We start from the raw sequence: 20,510 nt of genomic DNA, 5'->3' as shown, positions 1-20,510 counted from the left end.
CCGACGGGTCAAAGCCACGCGTGGCGTGAATTCACCTTTGGAAACAAGGGCGTTCTACTGTGCATGGGGTTGTTTTCGAACTTTTTTAATCCAGCAGCCGCCGCGCGGCCTCCACCAGCACGCCGTCCGGCCGCCGCAGCGCCTCGAGAATGGTGAAGTGATCGGCGCCCTCGACCGCAATGAGCTTGCCCGGCGCTCCCGCCGCCGCGCGCTTCTCGTGGAAGTCGATTGAATCGCACACCAGCGCCGGCAGCTCGCCGCTGCCGTAGGCAATGTCGAGGCGCTTTGGCGTCACCGGCAGGCGCAAGGGCGAAAGCGTCGCGATCTCCTCGTCCGTCAGCTTCAGCGCGGTGTTGAGCCCGGTATCGCGGATCGGTGCGAGATCGTAGACGCCCGAGAGCGCGAGCCCGGCATGGACGCGCGGATGGTTCAGCGCCATCGCGACGAGATGGGCACCAGCCGACCAGCCCGACAGGATGACCGGCCCGGTGACGCCATAGGATGCGCCGTGCGCCGCGAGCCAGTCGAGCGCACGGGGGATCTCGGCGACGATGTCGGTCAGGGACACCTCAGGCGCCAGCGAATAGCCGGGAATGGCAACCGACCAGCCATGTGCGGCGGCGCCTTCGACCAGCATGGCGAACAGCTCGCGCGAATTGCGCTGCCAATAGCCGCCATGTACGAACACCAGGCAAGGCGCATCGGGCTTTGCGGCCGGGTAGAGATCGATCTTGTTGTTCGCCCGCTCGCCGTAAGGCAAATCGAGATGGGATTTTAGCGTGCCCCGCAGCTTGGCCGAAGCTTCATTGCGTTCGGCAATCAGCGCCGGGCTGTTCTTGACGGCCGCGTTGTTGTCATAGGCGGCGCTGCGTTCCGCCTGGGACAACTCGGCCCATTTGCTGCGGGGATCGAGTGGCCGATGCGTCGAGCTTGTGGTGTTGACCATGGAATCTCCGGGCGGCCTATCGTGGCTGTGATCGGCGTCGCGCTCTCCTGTCTGCCACGAATCCCGCGCGAATAGAACGTCGCTCGCGCTCAGGCGAGGAATGCGCCGCTCGCGGGACTCCGCTCAGCAGGCGGTCGATGGGCTTGTTCGCGGCGACAGGATAGCCGACGGAAACTGACGCGAGAAGGCACGCGTCTTCGGCTGAACCCGCGATCCGTCGATCACCTCGAGCCGGCCGCAGCGATTCAGCGTGTGCAGTTTCCGGCCGGGCCATAGCGGTCCGGGCTTCAGCGAATGGCGGACGATCTGTTTGAACGTCGTCGGCGATAGCTCGATAATTTCCGCCAGCGCCAGCCCTGCGCCGTAGCCTTCGGCGCAGTCCTGCACCGGGCGCCACAGTTTGCCATCGATGGTGACAAAATTCCCGGCGGGTCGCGCGCTGGCGCGATCGATCATAACAGGGTTGCTGGCGTGCGGCAGCCAGGGACCGAGCAGGTGCTCGGCGTAATAGATCGCGAGCGAATCCGAATAGCCGCCGCTGCCGTCGCGCCAGGCGCCGAACAGATAATAGAGGCCGTTGTGCTGCGTGATCGTCGCATCGGCGAGCTCGAGGCCTGCCAGCAGCGTCGCGTGCCGCTCCCACTTGTCCGGAAACCGGACGCATTTGTAGAGCGCGACGTCGCCGGCAAGCGAGCTCTCCGGAATCATCCACAACTCGCCATCGTCCTCGATCAGGAACGGGTAGGACAGATGCCAGGGCTCTTCCAGCACCGGCACGACCTCGCCGATCGGGCCGGTGTCGCCGAACTCGATCGCCGAGATAATTCCCTTGCCGACGCGGTGATCGAGATCCTCGAAGAAGACGAATGTCCGTCCGCGCCAGGTGACGGGGAAGGGGTCGGCGTAAAAGTGGTTTCCGGGATCGCCGAGCACAGTCCAGCCCGGCCCTGAGAGATCCCCCGTCTGCCAGACGCCAGCATTGTCGTTGAAGCGCCACCCGATGTGCCAGTGTGGGGCGTAGCAGCAGAGGCGATAGATCTCCTTGGCGATCGACACGGCAAGCCCGCGCGCGACATAGCCAGCGGGTCCGCGCTGGCTCGTCGTCGCGGCGGGATACGCAAGCTGCGGCACGATCCGCGGCCGTCCCGATGCGATCGCCGCCACCATGGTCAGGGTTCGCGCCATGACCGTTTCGAGCGCGCCGCTGAGGCCGGCCGCAATCTCTCCGGACGGGTGGCCGCGATCGACGACCGTGCCGTCGACCTCGTTGACGATCTCGATCACCGGCAGGTCGCCGGCGAGGATGGCGGCGAGCGCGGCGTTCTCGCCTGCGGCTCCATTGAACCGCGGGCGGAGATACAGCCGGGCAGGGCAGTTTGGGTCCCGCGCAGCGCTGGTGAAATCGACGATCACGTCGGCGGTGCCGGTGCGCGTCTGCGTTCGTTCCGGAATGATCTTCAGCTTGTCGGCGCCGCCCGCTTTGCCTTTGTGCAGCACAAGACGTTCGAGTTCGAACAGCATGTCGAGACCTGCCGGTCGCGGCTCTGCCGTTGCGGCCCATGCGATTTGAACCGGCACGTCGCGCCCGTCGATCGACAGCGTTTGGCGGTCCATCCACCGCCGCGCATGTTCAATTTCACAGCGAAACTCGATGATCATGTCGAGCCCATCTATTCCAACCTGTCAGGTCAAATGACTTGGCCGAGAATTCGAACGTATTCCTCCACCATGGCGTCTACCGAATAGCGCGACCTCAGGCCTTTGGCGTTTTGTCGCAGCTCATCGCGCAAGGGGTGGTCGGTCAGGAGTTTCGAGACCGCTGCCGACAGCTTCGCATGATCGGATGCATCGACGAACAGCGCCGTCGGTTTTCCCTCGAACGACAGCACCTCGCGCAGCACGGGAAGATCGGTGACGACGGAGGGAACGCCGGCGTTCGCTGCCTCGACCGCGGCGAGGCCGAAGGTCTCGGCCTGGGTCGGGAACACGAAGATGTCGAGGCAGGCGAGAAAGTCCGCCATCAGGCGCGGGGTGATTTCGCCGAGCAGATGCAGCCTGTCCGACACCTTCAATTCATCCGCAAGCTGCCTCAGTCGAGTTTCGTCCGCGCCCTGGCCGGCCAGTGCAAGGTGCCAGGACGGCTGGTCCGGCAACAGACGAATCGCCGCATCGAGCCGCTTGTGCGGGTGCAGCCGCGCGGCGCAACCGAGCAGGGTGCAGTCGTGCGGCAGATCGAATTTCGCTCGTGCGGCTTCCTTCGACAGCGTGAGAGCCTTGTCGTCGAAACCGTGCGGGACATGCACCATGCGCGCGCGATAGGCCGCGGGGTAGCGCGAATATTCGCGCTGCATGTCCTGCGAGTTGAGGGTGATGCGATCGAAGAAGCCGAGACTGCCCATGACGATGTCGGCGGTACGGACCGGCCAGCTCATCGACAGCGCGGACGAGACCTGATTGGCGACGACAGGCGCGCGGCAGACGAGGCGAGATACGCCCGCGCCGATGACGTTGCCGAAATGCTGGAACGTCAGGACAGCGTCGGGCCTGGTGGTCCTGATATGACGACCGAGCGTCCACAGCATCCGCAGCAGCGCCAGCGGATTTCCCGGCCGGCTCGCCGCGCAATAGAGCGTATCCGGCGGCTCGTCGAACGATTCCGACTTGCGGAAGAAGAACAGGTGGGTGACGCGGTAGCCGCGCGCGGAGAGGCCGGCACCGAGCAGCCTGGAGATCTCCTGCGCACCCGCGTTCTCGGCCTGGGTCTGGACGAGGAGCACGTGCGGCATGGTTGCGCCGCTGTCTGGTCTTGCGAGGACTGCTGCTGTGGACGGCAGCTTCGGTGCATCGCCCAGTTCTGCGCCTGGTTGGTAGTGGAGCACTGATCCCGACCCGCTAATGAAACGTTCACCTTCTTAACCCCGTACCTATCATGCGGGCATCGCGCGGACATCGACTAGCAACAAACGGAGTTAATGCGCGCACCGTCGGAACAGCGCTGATCACACGGGAATTCCGCGGGTTTCGGCACAGCGTGAGGCGAGCACGTTAACCAATTGGTGACGGTCGCGCGAGCGGCGGGTAACCGCCGATTAACCATAGATATTTACGGTGGAGCAGGCGACCGAACAGTGTTCGCCAGTTGAATCCGAGTAAAGTCCATGACGTTCGGTCGCCGCGCAGACCCGACAAGTTCCGGATCGACCGCTGTCGCCGCGTCGTGGCAGACCCGGACTGCGTCGACCGATAAGCCTCGCGGAACGGCCGCGCGCCTTGGCGGCGTGCTCACCGCCTCGGGTGCGTTCACCTTCCTTCGCGACAATGCTCGCCGTATCCTGACGCTGGCGCTTGCGATCTTCGCCCTCGGCGTCGTCGTTCTCCTGGTGATCCCGGTTCGATTTGCCGCAACCGCGCTGGTCGTCGTCGATCCCCGCGAGCAGCGTGTGACCACGGACCAGGACGTTCTGCCCGGCATCGGGCAGGACAGCGCCGCGCTGCAGAGCCTCGTCGAAGTGGCGAAGTCCGACGGCTTTCTCAAGCCGCTGATCGAGCAGCTCAAGATTCGCGACGACGAGGACATTTCCGGAGGGCACACCGACCCTGCGCGCCTGCTCGAGCGATTCCGCAACCGTCTCGATATTTCCCGGCGCGGGCTCACCTATGTCATCGCGATCCGCTTCACCTCGAACCGATCGGAGCGGGCGGCCTATTATGCCAATGCGATCGCCGAGGCGTTCGTGGCCAGCCAGACCCGCATCCGCACCGAGGCGACCGATGAGGCCGCCGACTGGCTGAGCGGCCGGCTCAAGACACTGAACGACCGGTTGAAGGCATCGGAAGACGCCGTCGCTGCGTTCAAGCTCGAGCACAGGATCGTCAACGCCGGCAAGGATTCCACGACGCAGCAATTGCGCGTGACCGAGCTGTCGCAGCAGGTCGCGGCGGCGCGCGCCCGGACCGAAGAAGCAAAAGCCCGTTACGAGCAGGCGCAGCGCGACGTGAAGGCCAATGTCGAGGCCCCCGCCAGGCAGGATCTCCTGAGCGCGCTACGCGCGCAGCGATCGGCCCTCAACGACCAGATTGCGCAGAAGCGCGCGGTGCTCGGCGATCGCCATCCTGACCTGGTGATGTCGTACGGCCAGTTGAACGATCTCAACAGGCAGATCGAGGTCGAGCGGTCCAAGGGCATCGACACCGCAAAATCGGAATACGAGTCCCAGCGCGACCAGCAGAAGGCGCTTGAGAGCCAGATGAAGGCGGCTGAATCGCAGCTGCTGGTCGACGGTCAGGCCCTGGTGAAGCTCCAGGAGCTGCAGCGCGACGCCGAGGCCAACAGGAACATCTACGAGCAATTCCTCTCGCGCTCCAAGACGACGAACGAGCAGCGTCTTCTGCAGAGCTCCCAGACCAAAGTGGCCTCGCCAGCCATTCCGCCGCTGCGCTCGACCCTTCCGCCGCTGCCTCTATTGCTCGCCGCTCTCGCGATCGGCTCGCTGCTGACGTCGACGGCGGTCGTTGCCGCGACCGGGCGCGGATCCGACAAGGCGGCTGAGGAGAATCCTGCGCCAGATCCGGCGCCGCGCCAGCCCGCGGCATGGCCGCGCCCGCCGGTATGGGCCCGCATTCCCGACCTGTTGCCTGGCGATACGCCGAGGAACATCTGGCAAGGTCCGGTATCCACGACGGGCGAGCCCGATCTCGGTCCGCATCTGCGTCCGGTGCTCGACAAGCTGGAGAAGACGCCGGGAGCCCGGGGCAAGGTCGCCCTCGTGTTGTCGGTCGGCAAGCGTGCCGGCGGCAACACCGTTGCGCGATCGCTGAACCGGTGGGCGGTGAACAGGGGGAAGCTGGGCGTCCTGATCCGCGTCGAACCGGATCTTGGCGGTGCAGAGGCTGGGCTTGCCAAGGGGCAGGCAGAGGGCGTGACAATCGCGAACTTCCGCAGCGTCAGTGCACTTCTGGGCGCGAGCAATCGGCCGGAGTCGTTACCCGCGGACGATATTCGTTCCGAGTTCGATCTGATCGTCGTCCATGCGACCTCGCTGGCCTTGCAGCCGGAGGCGGCGGCGCTGGCCGCGCATGCCGATCTCGTCATTCTGGTCGCGCGCGAAGATGCGGTCGATGCAGCCGCCATGCGCCGGGCAACTGCCGCGCTCTCCCGCTTTGGTGGCGTGCCGACCGGGATCGTCGTCAATCACGTGCCGGCCGATTCCGCGTCGGTGCAGCGTCGCGGCGAAGTGCTGGGCCTCGCCGGTTGACCGGCGCCTACTCGCCGGGCTCGGTAGCGCGGACCGCATAGGCGCGGCGCTTCCATGCCGAGAAGCGCAAGAGCGCGAGGATCGAAGGATCCACGCCGGTTCGCCGCCGGCAGAGGATGTTGAGGGCGATGGTCGCGAGCGCCAGCGATACGGTCGCCGAGATCGCGGCGCCAAGCACGCCGAGCCAGGGGATCAGGACGAGGAATCCGACCAGCCGCAGCGCGACGTTCGCGGCGACGACCGGGACATAGATGCGTTCGTGGCCGGTCAGCTGCAGGATCGCAGCAGATGGACCGCCCGCGGCCTGGAAAGCCGTTCCAATCGCGAGCACGATCAGGACCCAGTGCTGCGCAGCGAAGTGAGGCCCGAACAGGTTGAGAAGGTGTGGGCCGCCGACCCAGATCAGGAGCAGTCCGCCGACCACGCAAAGCGCGGTCACCTCTGCCATGAGCTGCAACGTTCGCTCGAACTCCCGGTGGTTCTTGCTGAAGTACAGCGAAGGAAGCCGGCGCGCGCCGAAACTGTACAAGGCAGCCGACAGCATCGCGAAGATGTTGGCGAGCCGCGAGGCGGCGAAATAGATTCCGGCGGTCGCCGGATCGAGCATCCAGTAGACCAGGATGACGTCGAAATACTGATTTGCCGCCTCCAGGATCGACGCGATCCAGAAATGAAGTGCGCTCGATCTCCAGCGCGACGTCTCGGAACGCGCAGCCGTGCCGCGGAAATCCGGCAGCGCTTGTGCAACCGCAACGATCTGCGTCACCAGACCAATCGACATCGCGATCGTTATCACGGCGATCAGTTCGGCAGGATCGAGCTGTCGATGGCTGAACAAGACGGCGAGCAGAAACAGGACGACGCCGACCCGCCAGAAGAATTCCCGGTTTCCTTCCCCCATGAGAATGCTGACCAGCGAGCGTGCGACCTGGCTGCCGAGCATCAATCCCGCGCTCACGGCGGTGTAGGCGGACACAGCGAGGATCAGCAGCCATCCATCGCCTCTCATACTCGCCACGATAGCGATGGCGCCGATCGCGATCAGCATCGCGACGGACGAGATCTTCAGGCTCGATAGCAACACGCCCTTGGTCAGATCGGACCGGTCTTGCACCCGGTACTCGTTCAGGAAGCGCACCAGGAGCGACTCCTGCCCGACGAGTCCCGCGACCGCCGCGATCTGGGCGACCGAAAGCCAGGTCGCAAAGATGCCGAACCCATCCGGCGACATCGTTCGTGCCGCGAGCGAGAACAACGCAAACGCAAGCGCGCCGCTACCAACCTTGAGGAGGATGGTCCCGACGACACCGCGCGTTACGTCACGCCGCAGAAACTGGACAATGGATGCGATCATCGAAGATACGGGGCGTCCCCCCAATATGCCCGTTGCGAAAGTGATGACAGCCTAGCATGCCGGAAAATCGCGAGTGTTAATGCACGGCTTGCGGATTCCTCGCATCCGCCGCCGGTGTGGGCCGCTGCATCACCGTGAAACATCTGCGTCCCTCTTGTCCCAGATAGAGCAGAGACCCGCTGCAATCGAAAAGCGACGTGGTGCCGCGTCACCGCTCGACGACTGCTGATTTGACGGAAAACGGTCATGTGTTGAACCGTGACAGGACTGAAGGCCGGGTTTTGTTGATCTCCCGAGCAAAGGGCGTGCCGGGACGGATCATCCCCGTGGTCCGTTAACCTCGATCTCTGGAAATGATCGCGTTCGGCCCTGCGATGCGACATCAGGCGGGATAATTGCACGTGGAACCACCGTTAACCGTGGGAGCCTTGACCATGACGGCCGATAGCACCGTGACCGAGCAGAATGCTGCGACGATCGCTGCGGATATCGCCATCGTCGGCGGCGGCCTTGCGGGATCGCTCGCGGCGTCCGTCCTCGCGCGGGCAGGGCATCGCGTCGCTCTGGTCGACAAGCGCGCGGTCCCTCAGGACGAGTTTCGGGTCGAGAAGATCGGTGGCCATCAGCTGGAGATGTTCCGCAGGCTCGGCTTCATCGATGGTCTGGCGAGCGCCGGTTGCCCCTATGACCGCGTGCTCAATGTCAGGGAAGGCAAGGTGGTCGATGTCACCGTCGGCCGGGCTTACGGGCTTCCCTATGCCGATCTCGTCGCCATGGCGCGCAGCCAGCTACCTGATCCCTCAAGTCTGATCGTCGACGAGGTCGCCGCGATCACCTCCAGCAACGACACCCAGCATCTCGAGCTCGCTTCCGGACGGCGCATCGATGCGCGGCTTGTCGTTCTGGCCACGGGCATGGCCGGAGCGCTCGGTTACAAGCTCGGCATCAAGCGGCGCGTGCTGGCGGAGCGCCATTCGGTCTCGTTCGGCTTCACGATTGCCCGCCGCGATGGCGCGCCGTTCGATTTCGAAGCGCTGACCTGCTACGGCGAGCGCACAGCGGATGGCGTCGATTATCTCAGCCTGTTTCCGGTGCGGGCCGGCCTGCGGGCAAATCTCTTCATGTTCCGCGATCCGACCGATCCTGTCATGCGTGACCTGCGTCGGGACACGGAAGCCACCCTGTTGCGGTTGCTGCCGGGATTGCAGTCCTTCCTCGGCGACTTCCGCGTCACGGATCGGGTGCAGAATTGGGTGATGGATCTGTCCGTCGTCGAAGGACATCTTCAGCCGGGAATCGTGGTCATCGGCGATGCCTACCAGACCAACTGTCCGGCGGCCGGCACGGGCGTCGCCCGCCTGCTGGTCGACGTCGAGCGTCTTTGCACCGAATATGCACCGCGCTGGCTCGCAACCGCGGGCATGGGCACGGAGAAGATATCGCAGTTCTATTCCGATCCCGACAAGATCGCGGCGGACCAGCAGTCGCTGAAGATGGCGCGCTTCCGACAGGCACTGACGTCCCGTAGCGACATCAGCTGGGACGTGCGGCGGCGGCTGCACTTCCTGCGGCGCAGTATCACCCATCGGGTCGATCAGATGCAGCCAGGCTGGCTCGCGCAAGTTCGAAGTGCGTTGCGCGCCTGAGTGCGCGCCCGCCTCGCACCGGTCAGCGCGTGGTGGTCGTGCTGCGGGTCGGCATGAGCCTGAACTCCGACATTCGCTTGGCGGCCAGCTTGAGCCAGGGGGCCTGCTTCAGTGCGAACAGCGATATGGCGCCCACAGTGCTCCCGGTCTGGGTGACGGTCCACATCGGCGAAGGCTGCCCGCCGAACAGCTTCTTGTACGGCTCATCGCCGATGGTGAAGTCGAGCATCTGATCTCCGCGCTCGATGCAATCCCGCGCCACCTGCTCGAACATCAGTGCGCCCAGCGACTGGCTCTTGTAGCCGGCAATGTCGAAGGCGCTCATGATGACGAGATAGCTGTCGCCGTGGTGCAATCCGAGCACGGCGGCGATCACCTCGCCGTCCATCTTCATGGCATAGAGCCGCACAAAGGAGCCGAGGCCGCGAACCGCGACGTCGGAATAGAAGTCATAATACTCGGGTCGCTGAAGCAGGTCTCCGTCGCCTTGCGACTGGAAGCGCGGGCCGCGGAATTTCCTCATCACGTCCAGCGCGTCGAGGATCGAGGCGCTGTCATCGCAGCATGAGAAGCTCAGCGCGCCTTTCTTCTGGAGCTGACGATATTTCTTGGCGAGCTCCTTCTGGTAGGAGCGATCCATCGCGCTGGCCCGCCATTGCTCGAATGGGGCGACGAGAACCGTCGCATAGGCATTGCTGTCCATCGCAACCCGGCGGGGCGTGCCCAGGAGGTTCTCGATCGGAAGCCGCCCGTCCGGCAGCTTGGTCATCCGGAGCAGGTCGAAGGGGCGGACGAGATGCCGGATCTCCGCGCATGCGTCCGCATCTCCGAGCAGTTCGGCAAACACCTGCGGGCTGCAAACCGGCGCCAGATAGTCGGAGACGCGCAGGTCGGCGAATTCGACGGTTCGTATCGGACCGCGGCGGACCCGTAGTAGAGGCAGCACCATCGCGAGGGCGCCGCTCGCGCGATGGCGAGCGACGACGACCAGCGGGGTCGCCCCGGCATGGGATGCGAGCCTGGTATAGAGGCAATGCAACCAGAGCGGATGCTGGAACGCAGTCGCGGCCGAGCCGTCGAACAGCTCTGCATATTCCGGAGAGAGAAAGTCGAATGCCGGCTCGATGGCAATATCGAACGTATTGCTAGACGTCGTCATGCGTAACCAGGAAAATCATGTCACTCGGGAATGGTCGATCGAGCCTGAACCGAGGTTTTATAGCAGGGGAGCGACGATCGAGATACCGACGCAGTATGATTTGCATTAATGCATCGGGCCTGGCTCGTATGGTTACCGAATTCTTAACGTTTCGCGGTCGCCGGGTTCGGGCCTGCAGGTCAACCTGCGCTAGCAAATAATTAACCGCGTTTAAGGAAGGTCGGCTCATGGCCAGCCTACAGACCGATGCGGACTCCGGGGTACCCGAGAGCGCGATCTGGAAGACGCGCAGCGTTGGCATCGAGAAGATTGCCAGGGCCGCAATCCGCTGGTCGATCACCGTCAATGTCGTTGCCTCGATGGGCACTCTCAACACCGGGCTGTTGCCGGCGGAGTTGACTTATCTGCAGCAGGCCATCGCGATCCTGATGTGGGGCGTCTTGATCTATGCGAGCGCATTCGTGCGGCCGCGCCTGCGTTTGCAGTTCAACCCCGATTTGATCGTGCTGCTCGCATTTTACAGCTTCGCCGTCATCTCCGTGTTCTGGTCCAGCCTGAACGTCGCCGCGCTGATGAAGAGTGCGGCGCTTGCGATGACGACCTTTGGCGCCTTCTGCCTCGTCACGCGCATCGACATCGACGAGATCATAGGAGCTACGGCCCTTGGACTTTTCGTCCTGGTCGCCGCGTCGGCCTTCTTTGCGGTCGCTGTTCCCGACATCGGGATCGACCACAGCTGGATGCACAATGGCCAATGGCAGGGCATCTATGAATCGAAGCAGACGCTTGGTTTCGTCGGCGCCTATCTGATGTTCTTTTCCTGCTACCTGAAGATGAGGGGGCAGGGCTGGCCGGTGTTCCTCGCGACATTCCTTCTGGCGTCGACATGCGTGCTTGCCTCGGAATCGCGAGGCGCCGGCGCTGTCGCCCTGGCCGCCTGCGCACTGCTCGTGACCTCGATGTGGTCGGTGACCTGCATGAGGCTCTATGCGGTCCTGCCGATCGTCATGTGCATATTGGCCGGCTTCCTGTTCCTCTACTTTTACACGACGGGATATGACGCCATCCATATCGGCGATGCGAGCATCGACTTCACCGAGCGGACCTTCATCTGGCACTACGCGATAAGCCATTTTGACGATGCCCCGCTGCTCGGCTTCGGGATCAACGGCTTCTGGACGATCCCGTCGATCTACGATTATTTCGAGCAGAACCACAGCTGGGTGCTGGACAACTATCACAGCGGCTACATCGCCATCCTGATCGAGACGGGATTCCTGGGGTATGTGCTGTTCGCAGGAAGCGTCCTTTTGTTCTCGAACAAGATGCTTCATCTCATTTCCGCCCGGTCGATCGATCGGTCGCACTGCGCCCTCATCATCGGATTTGTCGTCCTGAGCTTCCAGACCAATTTCACGGAGACGACGTTCCTTCGCTCGACGATGTTCACGTCGGTGCTGCTGGTCGGGCTTTTCCTTGCGACGTGCAGGCCGGTACGACCGACAGATTTCTAGTCTTTGGAATGGAAGCAGATGACCGTCAGCCGTGCTCGTTGGCCGAAGAGTCTCAACCTTGCGGCGGGTTTCTTCTTCCTCGCGGCGCTCTGCTCGCCATCCCTCGCCGCCGCGCAGGCGGCTTCCCAAGGCCTGCCGAAATTGGGGCGCGGCATCAACATTCTCGGCTATGACGGGATCTGGGAAGGCGGTCAGAATGCGCCGTTCCGCCTGGACAATCTGACGACCATCAAGAAGGCCGGGTTCTCACACGTCAGGATCAATTTCTTCGGCTTCAAGTTCATGGGGCAGGGGAATGTTCTGGACGAGATCGTCCTGAGGCGGCTCGATGCCGTCATCGAGGAGGTGCTCGCGCGCAACCTCATTCCCGTTCTCGACGAGCACGATACCCATGTCTGCCAGAGCGACGTGGCTGGATGCGCGGAGAAGCTGAAGGCATTCTGGCGGCAGATCGCCGAGCGCTATACCGGAAAGTATCCGAAGCTTGTCTTCGAGGTCTTGAACGAGCCGGGCGGACAGATGACGTCGGCCGAGTGGAATTCGCTGCTCGACGAATGCCTCGGCATCATCCGTCGCACCAACCCCGCGCGGCCGGTCGTTGCCGCCGTTCTCAACACCGATGACAATCCCGTCGACGATCTGGCCTTGCCGGCCGACGACCGGAATCTCATCGTCACGTTTCACTATTACGCGCCCTTGCGGTTCACGCATCAGGGTGCGCCGTGGTCTTCGACGTTTTCGCGGATCGGTCCGCTGGATTGGGGCTCACAGGACGACGAAGCGCGGGCTGCGGCCGACTTCAAGAAGATGAGCCTCTGGGCGGAGAAAGAGAAGCGTCCGATTTACCTCGGCGAGTTCGGCGTGTACGAGCGCGCGCCCTCCGACGGTCGCACGAGATACCTGTCGTATGTCGCGAGAAGCGCCGACAGGCTGGGCTGGTCATGGGCCTATTGGCAGTTCGACCATGATTTCGCAGCCTTCGACAGCGCACGCCAGGCCTGGAAGCCGGACATCCTGCGGGCGCTGATCCCGCCCTCGCGCTAACTAAAGAGACATGCTGGCCCGCGGCTCGTCGCGGCGCGGATCGACGGCGGCTCGCGCCGGGAGGGATCGCGGTGAGACTCCCGGGCTGGGCGGTCAAACCTCGAAAGTCCCAAGTCGGAAGATCGCCGCGTTCGCGTAGGGCGAGGGTTGTATGACCGTGAAGACCGCGTCCGGAAACGCCTTCCAGACGGCGAGATCACTTCGTGTAATTGCGACAAGACCGTAGTGCGACCGGTGTTCGCCGGGTTCGCTTGGTTCGCCGACATCGGAAAACCGCAACCGCAAAATGCCGTCTTCCGGCAAGGAGAGTGATGGCCGACTTGTCGCGAGAGGCAAGAGTTCTTGGTTGATTGCGGCTCTCTCTGGTGCAAGGGGTCCTGACGGCGGGCCGGCGTCATCCGGCGTGGCACGAGCTTCGGGCGCAGGATCGGCTGCGCCTGCCGCTGTGCCGGCTGGTTCATCCGGTAATGATGTTGGTTCAATAACCGGCTGAAAATCCGGCCCGACGCCTCGCAGCATAGTTTGCGCGGAGGTTCGGCCATCGCCAAATGCGCCGTTGCGTCCCGAAGAGTCATCGGCCGTGCCGGTCGCGGCAGCAGGTACCGACTTCGTCCGCAACGCCGCCAGCGCGCCCCAGTCGAAGTGCTCGGGATAATCGGCTTGCGCGTCGTTTATGAAGGCAGGCCAGGGGGTGTGCGGGCTGTCGTTCATTGCATCCGTCGTGATCGCACTTTACGCTCGCTCGATTATTCTGGATGTAACTTGCCGCCATCGTTCAGCTAATGCGGCCGCAGAAGGTATGGCCAATCCTTTCAATTTGCTAGTCCCCGGTAACGTCGAAGGACAGGCTGGAAAGTGCGCGGCTCAAGCCGCCAAAGCCGTCCGACGGGGCCGGCGATCGCGTTTTGTCACGGCACGTAAATAACGTAAAGAATGGACCGGGCATTTTAATTCGTTTCGGAAGTTTGATCACCTTTACGCTCGGCTCCCTGCGTCAACCCCGAGAAGGCGCAGGCCTTTGCAGCGTCGTTGCTTCGTGTTTGACTAGGCATCGCCGTATAGGCATGGAAGCGCATTTTTAAATGGGAGATCACATTGATGAAGTACATCTCGCATTGGAAAATTTCGCCAAGCTCGATCGATGCAGCGATCAAGAAATTCCTGGAAACCGGCGGAGCTCCGCCCGAAGGCGTCAAGATGCTTGGGCGTTGGCATGGAATGAACGGCGAAGGTTTCGCCATTTCGGAAAGCAACGATCCCAAGGCCATGTACCAGTGGTACGCACAGTGGGCGAACGTGATGGAGCTCACGGTCACTCCCTGCGTCGAGGACGCGGAAGCGGGCCCAATTCTGGCAGGGATGGCGCAACGCTGATCGCTGGCTCGGGCGAGCAATCGTAAGCTGCGTGCGGAGGGGCGCCGATGGCCCCGAGATCGGCGCCTCATTTCTGCGGCTGCGATCGTCCGGGACGTTTCTCATGTTGCAGCAACAGGCAACAGACGCTTGTGGGCTGGCTAAATCGCGTCGAGACGGCGCGGCGTAGGGTCAATAGCGGCCACCGTCGCTTTTCTGTTGAGCGATCCATTGCGACAACGTTTTCGGTCTGGGTGCCAATGCTGCTGCCGTCCGGTTGGTTCGCAAAGATGATGCGGTCGGTTTGGCCCCGGTGCTTCGTTCCGGTTGCCGGTTTGAGCCGGGTTTCGCCGGCGTAGCCGCGACTGCTGCGGCGGCCTCCCTCTCGAGTCGCAGTTGCTTCAAGCGGGCCATCTTGCTGCGCTCGGCTTCCAGTTCGGTGCTGTCGGACAGCAGTTTCCTGTGCTGAGGACTCTCTGGTGCGACCGCGACGGCAATGACGGACATTTCACCAAGGGCCTTGCAGGCCTCGAGCCGGTGCAGTCCGTCGACCAGTACGAACTGATCATCTTCGGGGCGAACGGAAATGGGAACTTGCTGTCCGATCTCCAGGATGCTTTCCGCGATCTTTCGAACCAGTTCGGGGTCGAGCGTCTTTCTGCTCTTGGACGGAACGCGAATTTTGTCGATCGACAAGCTTTCCGCCTTGGACATAGCTTCTGCTCCGGCACTTTCGACCGCTCGCCGTGCAGCGAGGGAGTGCAGCTATCCTAGGAGCGTGCGGGCGCGTGAGGCAACCGGTTTCCACGCGCCTCGTGCATGGCGCACAGAGAGAGGGATCGCGCCTCGAGGCAGGCGTGCCGACCGTGGCCGAAGATTCTTGTCGACGTGCGTTACGCTTCAGCAATCCGGGACCGGAGGCGCCAGCGGCCGTCTGAACGGTAAGCCGTAAAAAACCGTCTGGTCCGGTTTAATCCCGTTGGCGGGCGCGATTAACTGGAACTCCCGTCGAAGCCAGGACTGGCGGCATTTTGAGCCGGCGCTTTTCGTGGAAAATGCCGTCCAGGGCAAGTTAATAGTTAAACGAAAGTAGCTGCCTGGCGTATGGACGGGCGCACAAATTTGCGGCAGATTGCTCGTAAATAGTTAAGGGATCGTTAACTGCACGCGTCGGCATCACCTATTACCATGATCGGCGCGGGCGGAAGGCAATCCCCCACCAAGAAGTCTTAATCGTCGGAATCTTTTCACAACAGGTCATTTTGCGACGTGTCGCGGTGTGCGGGGGCAGGCACGAAGCGGGCAGGGGTAGGAGACAGAGTTTTCGGAGTTATTTCGCGTTAATTGAATGCCATTGAGCGGATTTTGAGAGGCGGCAACTGCTCCTGGCTGCAAGCGTCAGATCGAATTGCATCGGACGCGCGATGATTTTCGTGGAGTGATTTCGAATCTGCGCTTTTGCGCCCCTCCTGCGTCGGCAATGACGCAAGGGAGTAGAGCGTTGGGTCGCATAAATTTTGATCGGCACGAATTATCCGCAAGCAGTCCGGCAACGCCAGCGCGAGACTGGTCTGATCTCGAAACGAGACTCCGCGATCTCGCCCGGCTTTCTCCGCAATTTGCCGCATCCGCCGAGCTGCAGGTCATGCTCGCGCACGACCCGCACGAGGATTTCGCGCCGATCCGGACAGGCAAAAGCCCGGGATCAATATCCATTCATCAGCGAGCCTAGTCGAACTCCAGTCGAGTCGATCTGGCATGCAGAGTTTTTGAGTTCGAGGAAAGCAACATGGCTACTCAGACCACAGGCGGCGGCACTACAATTTCCTTTGGAAATACCCCGCAGGCAGTCGATGATACGTTCACCTTTTCGGCGACCAATGTCGGCATTCTAAGCATAAGCGTTCTCGCGAACGATCTCGGAGGAAATGCAAAGGTCCTCTGGTCAGTTGATAATGCCACAAGTGCCAACGCCAACACGTCGCCAACCGCAAACTACGCGCCGGCGGACCTGCTCACGCAGGATACAGCTTACGCAAGTGCTGCTCTGGGAGACGCGCAGAGCACCGATACCAGCAAGCTCGGCGCAAGGATCTGGATCAATGCGAATGGCACGGTCGGTTACGATTCAACGAGTCTCTCTGCTCAGCTTCAGGCTCTTGGCGCGAGCGATGCGCTTACCGACTCCTTCACGTATGCCATTCGCCTCGGTAATGGAACGCTGAGCTGGGCAACCGCGAAAATTATCTTCACTGGTGTGAACGATGCGGCCACGATCACGGGTACATCCGCTGGCACTGTGATTGAAGCGGGCGGGGTCAACAACGGCAATGCAGGTTCGCCAAATGCGTCCGGCACGCTGACGGTCAACGATGTCGACAGCGGCCAGGCCGTATTCCAGCCGGTCGCGCCTGCCGGTCTCGCCGGCACGTACGGCAATTTTACCTTCAACAGCAATACGGGCGCGTGGACTTATGTGCTCGACAATACAAGGAGCACGACCCAAGAGCTGATCGCCAATCAGGTCGTGCACGACACGCTGACGGTCAAATCCGCCGATGGCACCGCGACCCAGATGATCGACGTCACGGTGACCGGTTCGAATGACAACGCCACGATCACCGGCACAGCAACAGGCGCTGTGACGGAAGCGGGCGGAGTCAACAACGGCAATGCAGGTTCGCCAAATGCGTCCGGCACGCTGACGGTCAACGATGTCGACAGCGGCCAGGCCGTATTCCAGCCGGTCGCGCCAGCCGGTCTCGCCGGCACGTACGGCAATTTTACCTTCAACAGCAATACGGGTGCGTGGACTTATGTGCTCGACAATACAAGGAGCACGACCCAAGAGCTGATCGCCAATCAGGTCGTGCACGACACGCTGACGGTCAAATCCGCCGATGGCACCGCGACCCAGATGATCGACGTCACGGTGACCGGTTCGAATGACAACGCCATGATCACCGGCACAGCAACAGGCGCTGTGACGGAAGCGGGCGGAGCCAACAACGGCAATGCAGGTTCGCCAAATGCGTCCGGCACGCTGACGGTCAACGATGTCGACAGCGGCCAGGCCGTATTCCAGCCGGTCGCGCCTGCCGCTCTCGCCGGCACGTACGGCAATTTTACCTTCAACAGCAATACGGGCGCGTGGACCTATGTGCTCGACAATACAAGGAGCACGACCCAAGAGCTGATCGCCAATCAGGTCGTGCACGACACGCTGACGGTCAAATCCGCCGATGGCACTGCCACCCAGGTGATTGACGTCACGGTGACGGGCAGCAACGATTCGCCGGTTGTGGTGGTTGGCGGCAACAGCGGTTCGGTCACGGAGGCCGGCAACCAGGACGACGGGACGATCGTGGCCGGGACCGCGTCTGCGACCGGGACGCTGACGTCGATGGATGTCGACGCCGGCGCGACGGCGACGTGGAGCGGATCTGCGGCCGGAAGCTATGGCTCGTTTGCGATCGGGGCGGACGGGAGCTGGACCTACACGCTGGACAACACGCCCGGCAGCGCGGCGGACCAGCTCGCCGAGGGCGACGTAAAGACGGAGACGTTTACGGCGACGGTGACGGACGACCAGGGCGCGACCGCGACGGCAACCGTGACGATCACGGTGACGGGCAGCAACGATGCGCCAGCCGTCACGAGTTCGGCGCAGAGCGGCTCGGTCAAGGAAGACACGACGCTGATGGCGACGGGGCAGGTGACGTCGAGCGACGTCGACCATGGAGCGACGGCGGCCTACAGTGGCGACGCGACGGGTGTGTATGGCAGCTTTGCGGTCAACGCGGCGACAGGTGTGTGGACCTACACGCTGGACAACGCCAACCACCAGGATCTGGCGGCTGGCGAGAGCCACACTGAAACCTTCACGGTCACCGTGACGGACGACAAGGGCGCGACAGCGACCCAGGACGTCGTGATCACGATCACCGGCACCAACGACAACCCGACGGTGAGCGCGGGTGCACAGAGCGTGCAGCTGGCGGAGGCCGGCGTCGGCACGGCGGGCACGGCGTCGGCGACCATTACGCTGACCAAGGCCGATCCGGACACCGGCGATGCGGCGGCCTATGACAACACCGCAATGATCGGCAATGGCTGGGCGACCGGCGATGGCGGCGCGACCTACACCAAGACCGGGACCTATGGCACGGCGACACTGACCACCGCGACCGGCGTGGTGAGCTATGCCCTCGACAACAACGATACCGACAGCAATGCCCTGGCGCAGGGTGCGAGCGTGTCGGACAACTTCACCGTCTTCGTCAAGGACGGCAGCACCGGCACCGCCTCGACCGCGGTGAACTTTGCCATCACCGGCACCAACGACAACCCGACGGTGAGCGCGGGTGCACAGAGCGTGCCGCTGGTGGAGGCCGGCGTCGGCACGACAGGCACGGCGAATGCGTCGATCGCGCTGACCAAGGGGGACTTCGATACGGGCGATGCGGCGAGCTATGACGGCGCGGCGCTGACCTCCGACGGCTGGGCGACCGGCGATGGCGGGGCGACCTACACCAAGACCGGAACCTACGGCACGGCGACACTGACCACGGCCAGCGGCGTGGTGAGCTACGCGCTCGACAACAGCGACACCGACACCAATGCCCTGGCGGGCGGCGCCAGCGTGTCGGACGACTTCACCGTCTTCGTCAAGGACGGCAGCACCGGCACCGCCTCGACCGCGGTGAGCTTCGCCATCACCGGCAGCAACGACAATCCGACGGTGAGCGCGGGCGCGCAGAGCGTGCCGCTGGTGGAAGCGGGCGTCGGCACGGCGGGCACGGCGTCGGCGACCATTACGCTGACCAAGGCCGATCCGGACACCGGCGATGCGGCGGCCTATGACAACACCGCAATGACTGGCAATGGCTGGTCGACCAGCAATGGCGGGGTGACCTACACCAAGACCGGGACCTACGGCACGGCGACGCTGACCACCGCGACCGGCGTGGTGAGCTATGCGCTCGACAACAACGACACCGACACCAATGCCCTGGCGCAGGGTGCGAGCGTGTCGGACAACTTCACCGTCTTCGTCAAGGACGGCAGCACCGGCACCGCCTCGACGGCGGTGAGCTTCGCCATCACCGGCAGCAACGACAGCCCCCCCCCCCCCCCCCCCCCCCCCCCCCCCCCCCCCCCCCCCCCCCCCCCCCCCCCCCCCCCCCCCCCCCCCCCCCCCCCCCCCCCCCCCCCCCCCCCCCCCCCCCCCCCCCCCCCCCCCCCCCCCCCCCCCCCCCCCCCCCCCCCCCCCCCCCCCCCCCCCCCCCCCCCCCCCCCCCCCCCCCCCCCCCCCCCCCCCCCCCCCCCCCCCCCCCCCCCCCCCCCCCCCCCCCCCCCCCCCCCCCACCAATGCCCTGGCGCAGGGTGCGAGCGTGTCGGACAACTTCACCGCCTTCGTCAAGGACGGCAGCACCGGCACGGCATCGACGGCGGTGAACTTCGCCATCACCGGCACCAACGACAACCCGACGGTGACGGCAGGCGCACAGAGCGTGCAGCTGGTGGAGGCCGGCGTCGGCACGGCGGGCACGGCGAATGCGTCGATCGCGCTGACCAAGGGGGACTTCGATACCGGCGATGCGGCGAGCTATGACGGCGCGGCGCTGACCTCCGACGGCTGGGCGACCGGCGATGGCGGGGCGACCTACACCAAGACCGGGACCTACGGCACGGCAACACTGACCACGGCCAGCGGCGTGGTGAGCTACGCGCTCGACAACAACGATACCGACGGCAATGCCCTGGCGCAGGGTGCGAGCGTGTCGGACAACTTCACTGTCTTCGTCAAGGACGGCAGCACCGGCACCGCCTCGACCGCGGTGAACTTCGCCATCACCGGCAGCAACGACAATCCGACGGTGAGCGCGGGTGCACAGAGCGTGCCGCTGGTGGAAGCGGGCGTCGGCACGACGGGGACGGCGAATGCGTCGATCGCGCTGACCAAGGCGGATGCGGACACCGGCGATGCGGCGAGCTATGATGGCGCGGCGCTGACCTCCGACGGCTGGGCGACCGGCGATGGCGGGGCGACCTACACCAAGACCGGGACCTACGGCACGGCAACACTGACCACGGCCAGCGGCGTGGTGAGCTACGCCCTCGACAACAACGATACCGACACCAATGCCCTGGCGGGCGGTGCGAGCGTGTCGGACGACTTCACTGTCTTCGTCAAGGACGGCAGCACCGGCACGGCCTCGACGGCGGTGAGCTTCGCC

The 20,510-nt window shown here is 63.7% G+C and carries 13 protein-coding genes and 2 pseudogenes; 8 read left to right on the top strand and 7 right to left on the bottom strand.

Going from position 1 to position 20,510, the window contains the following annotated elements:
* Window positions 1–85 precede the first annotated feature (85 nt).
* The 3 genes from XH79_RS02785 to XH79_RS02775 all read right to left on the bottom strand — a co-directional run bounded on the left by XH79_RS02785 (window position 86) and on the right by XH79_RS02775 (window position 3,825).
* Complete coding sequence (locus tag XH79_RS02785) at window positions 86–946, bottom strand: alpha/beta hydrolase (protein WP_271580560.1); 861 nt, start codon at window positions 944–946, stop codon at window positions 86–88.
* Window positions 947–1,069: 123 nt separating this feature from the next.
* Window positions 1,070–2,605 carry a glucosamine inositolphosphorylceramide transferase family protein gene (locus XH79_RS02780; protein WP_271580559.1) on the bottom strand — a complete coding sequence of 512 codons (1,536 nt, stop codon included), beginning with the start codon at window positions 2,603–2,605 and terminating at the stop codon, window positions 1,070–1,072.
* A 29-nt stretch (window positions 2,606–2,634) separates the two neighbouring features.
* Entirely contained in the window at window positions 2,635–3,825 is a 1,191-nt protein-coding gene (locus XH79_RS02775; RefSeq protein ID WP_271580558.1) for a glycosyltransferase family 4 protein, read from the bottom strand.
* 279 nt (window positions 3,826–4,104) lie between these two features.
* On the opposite strand from XH79_RS02775, the gene XH79_RS02770 reads away from it, so the two are divergent.
* Window positions 4,105–6,201 (top strand): GumC family protein, encoded by a 2,097-nt coding sequence (locus XH79_RS02770; RefSeq protein WP_271580557.1) that lies wholly within the window; start codon window positions 4,105–4,107, stop codon window positions 6,199–6,201.
* A 7-nt stretch (window positions 6,202–6,208) separates the two neighbouring features.
* On the opposite strand, the gene XH79_RS02765 is transcribed toward XH79_RS02770, so the two are convergent.
* Window positions 6,209–7,555 (bottom strand): lipopolysaccharide biosynthesis protein, encoded by a 1,347-nt coding sequence (locus XH79_RS02765; RefSeq protein ID WP_271580556.1) that lies wholly within the window; start codon window positions 7,553–7,555, stop codon window positions 6,209–6,211.
* Between the two features lie 434 nt (window positions 7,556–7,989).
* Here XH79_RS02765 and XH79_RS02760 point away from each other — a divergent pair, with 434 nt between their 5' ends.
* A complete protein-coding gene (locus tag XH79_RS02760) occupies window positions 7,990–9,201 on the top strand; it encodes an FAD-dependent oxidoreductase (RefSeq protein ID WP_271580555.1) in 1,212 nt (403 codons plus the stop codon).
* 22 nt (window positions 9,202–9,223) lie between these two features.
* Here XH79_RS02760 and XH79_RS02755 read toward each other — a convergent pair whose 3' ends face one another.
* A complete protein-coding gene (locus XH79_RS02755; protein WP_271580554.1) occupies window positions 9,224–10,360 on the bottom strand; it encodes a GNAT family N-acetyltransferase in 1,137 nt (378 codons plus the stop codon).
* 227 nt (window positions 10,361–10,587) lie between these two features.
* Between XH79_RS02755 and XH79_RS02750 the strand changes: the two genes are divergently transcribed.
* Together XH79_RS02750 and XH79_RS02745 are read left to right on the top strand one after the other, a co-directional pair.
* Entirely contained in the window at window positions 10,588–11,874 is a 1,287-nt protein-coding gene (locus XH79_RS02750; RefSeq protein ID WP_271580553.1) for an O-antigen ligase family protein, read from the top strand.
* A gap of 18 nt (window positions 11,875–11,892) precedes the next feature.
* Window positions 11,893–12,918 (top strand): glycoside hydrolase family 5 protein, encoded by a 1,026-nt coding sequence (locus XH79_RS02745; protein ID WP_271580552.1) that lies wholly within the window; start codon window positions 11,893–11,895, stop codon window positions 12,916–12,918.
* Between the two features lie 93 nt (window positions 12,919–13,011).
* Here XH79_RS02745 and XH79_RS02740 read toward each other — a convergent pair whose 3' ends face one another.
* Entirely contained in the window at window positions 13,012–13,629 is a 618-nt protein-coding gene (locus tag XH79_RS02740; protein ID WP_271580551.1) for a hypothetical protein, read from the bottom strand.
* 387 nt (window positions 13,630–14,016) lie between these two features.
* On the opposite strand from XH79_RS02740, the gene XH79_RS02735 reads away from it, so the two are divergent.
* Window positions 14,017–14,292, top strand: coding sequence for a DUF3303 domain-containing protein (locus XH79_RS02735; protein WP_212344627.1), 276 nt, complete (start codon window positions 14,017–14,019; stop codon window positions 14,290–14,292).
* 171 nt (window positions 14,293–14,463) lie between these two features.
* Here XH79_RS02735 and XH79_RS02730 read toward each other — a convergent pair whose 3' ends face one another.
* Window positions 14,464–14,985: a ParB N-terminal domain-containing protein gene (locus XH79_RS02730; protein WP_271580550.1), complete on the bottom strand. Its 522-nt coding sequence runs from the start codon at window positions 14,983–14,985 to the stop codon at window positions 14,464–14,466.
* Window positions 14,986–16,060: 1,075 nt separating this feature from the next.
* On the opposite strand from XH79_RS02730, the pseudogene XH79_RS02725 reads away from it, so the two are divergent.
* The 3 genes and pseudogenes from XH79_RS02725 to XH79_RS02720 form a co-directional block, all read left to right on the top strand.
* Window positions 16,061–19,384, top strand: a pseudogene (locus tag XH79_RS02725) (beta strand repeat-containing protein); the annotation flags it as partial.
* A gap of 280 nt (window positions 19,385–19,664) precedes the next feature.
* A pseudogene (locus XH79_RS43195) lies at window positions 19,665–19,739 on the top strand (hypothetical protein); the annotation flags it as partial.
* Between the two features lie 45 nt (window positions 19,740–19,784).
* Window positions 19,785–20,510, top strand: a 726-nt coding sequence (locus tag XH79_RS02720; RefSeq protein WP_271580548.1) for a VCBS domain-containing protein, incomplete at its 3' end; no start/stop codon positions are given.

The organism is Bradyrhizobium sp. CCBAU 45389 (assembly GCF_028128625.1).
In the GTDB taxonomy this organism is placed as follows: domain Bacteria; phylum Pseudomonadota; class Alphaproteobacteria; order Rhizobiales; family Xanthobacteraceae; genus Bradyrhizobium; species Bradyrhizobium liaoningense_B.
This window is presented reverse-complemented; position numbering and strand designations above follow the sequence as displayed.

Bases quoted from the DNA above. Each gene is read 5' to 3' on its own strand.
- XH79_RS02785 (WP_271580560.1), bottom strand. From the start codon at position 946: ATGGTCAACACCACAAGCTCGACGCATCGGCCACTCGATCCCCGCAGC.
- XH79_RS02780 (WP_271580559.1), bottom strand. From the start codon at position 2,605: ATGATCATCGAGTTTCGCTGTGAAATTGAACATGCGCGGCGGTGGATG.
- XH79_RS02770 (WP_271580557.1), top strand. From the start codon at position 4,105: ATGACGTTCGGTCGCCGCGCAGACCCGACAAGTTCCGGATCGACCGCT.
- XH79_RS02765 (WP_271580556.1), bottom strand. From the start codon at position 7,555: ATGATCGCATCCATTGTCCAGTTTCTGCGGCGTGACGTAACGCGCGGT.
- XH79_RS02760 (WP_271580555.1), top strand. From the start codon at position 7,990: ATGACGGCCGATAGCACCGTGACCGAGCAGAATGCTGCGACGATCGCT.
- XH79_RS02755 (WP_271580554.1), bottom strand. From the start codon at position 10,360: ATGACGACGTCTAGCAATACGTTCGATATTGCCATCGAGCCGGCATTC.
- XH79_RS02750 (WP_271580553.1), top strand. From the start codon at position 10,588: ATGGCCAGCCTACAGACCGATGCGGACTCCGGGGTACCCGAGAGCGCG.
- XH79_RS02745 (WP_271580552.1), top strand. From the start codon at position 11,893: ATGACCGTCAGCCGTGCTCGTTGGCCGAAGAGTCTCAACCTTGCGGCG.
- XH79_RS02740 (WP_271580551.1), bottom strand. From the start codon at position 13,629: ATGAACGACAGCCCGCACACCCCCTGGCCTGCCTTCATAAACGACGCG.
- XH79_RS02735 (WP_212344627.1), top strand. From the start codon at position 14,017: ATGAAGTACATCTCGCATTGGAAAATTTCGCCAAGCTCGATCGATGCA.
- XH79_RS02730 (WP_271580550.1), bottom strand. From the start codon at position 14,985: ATGTCCAAGGCGGAAAGCTTGTCGATCGACAAAATTCGCGTTCCGTCC.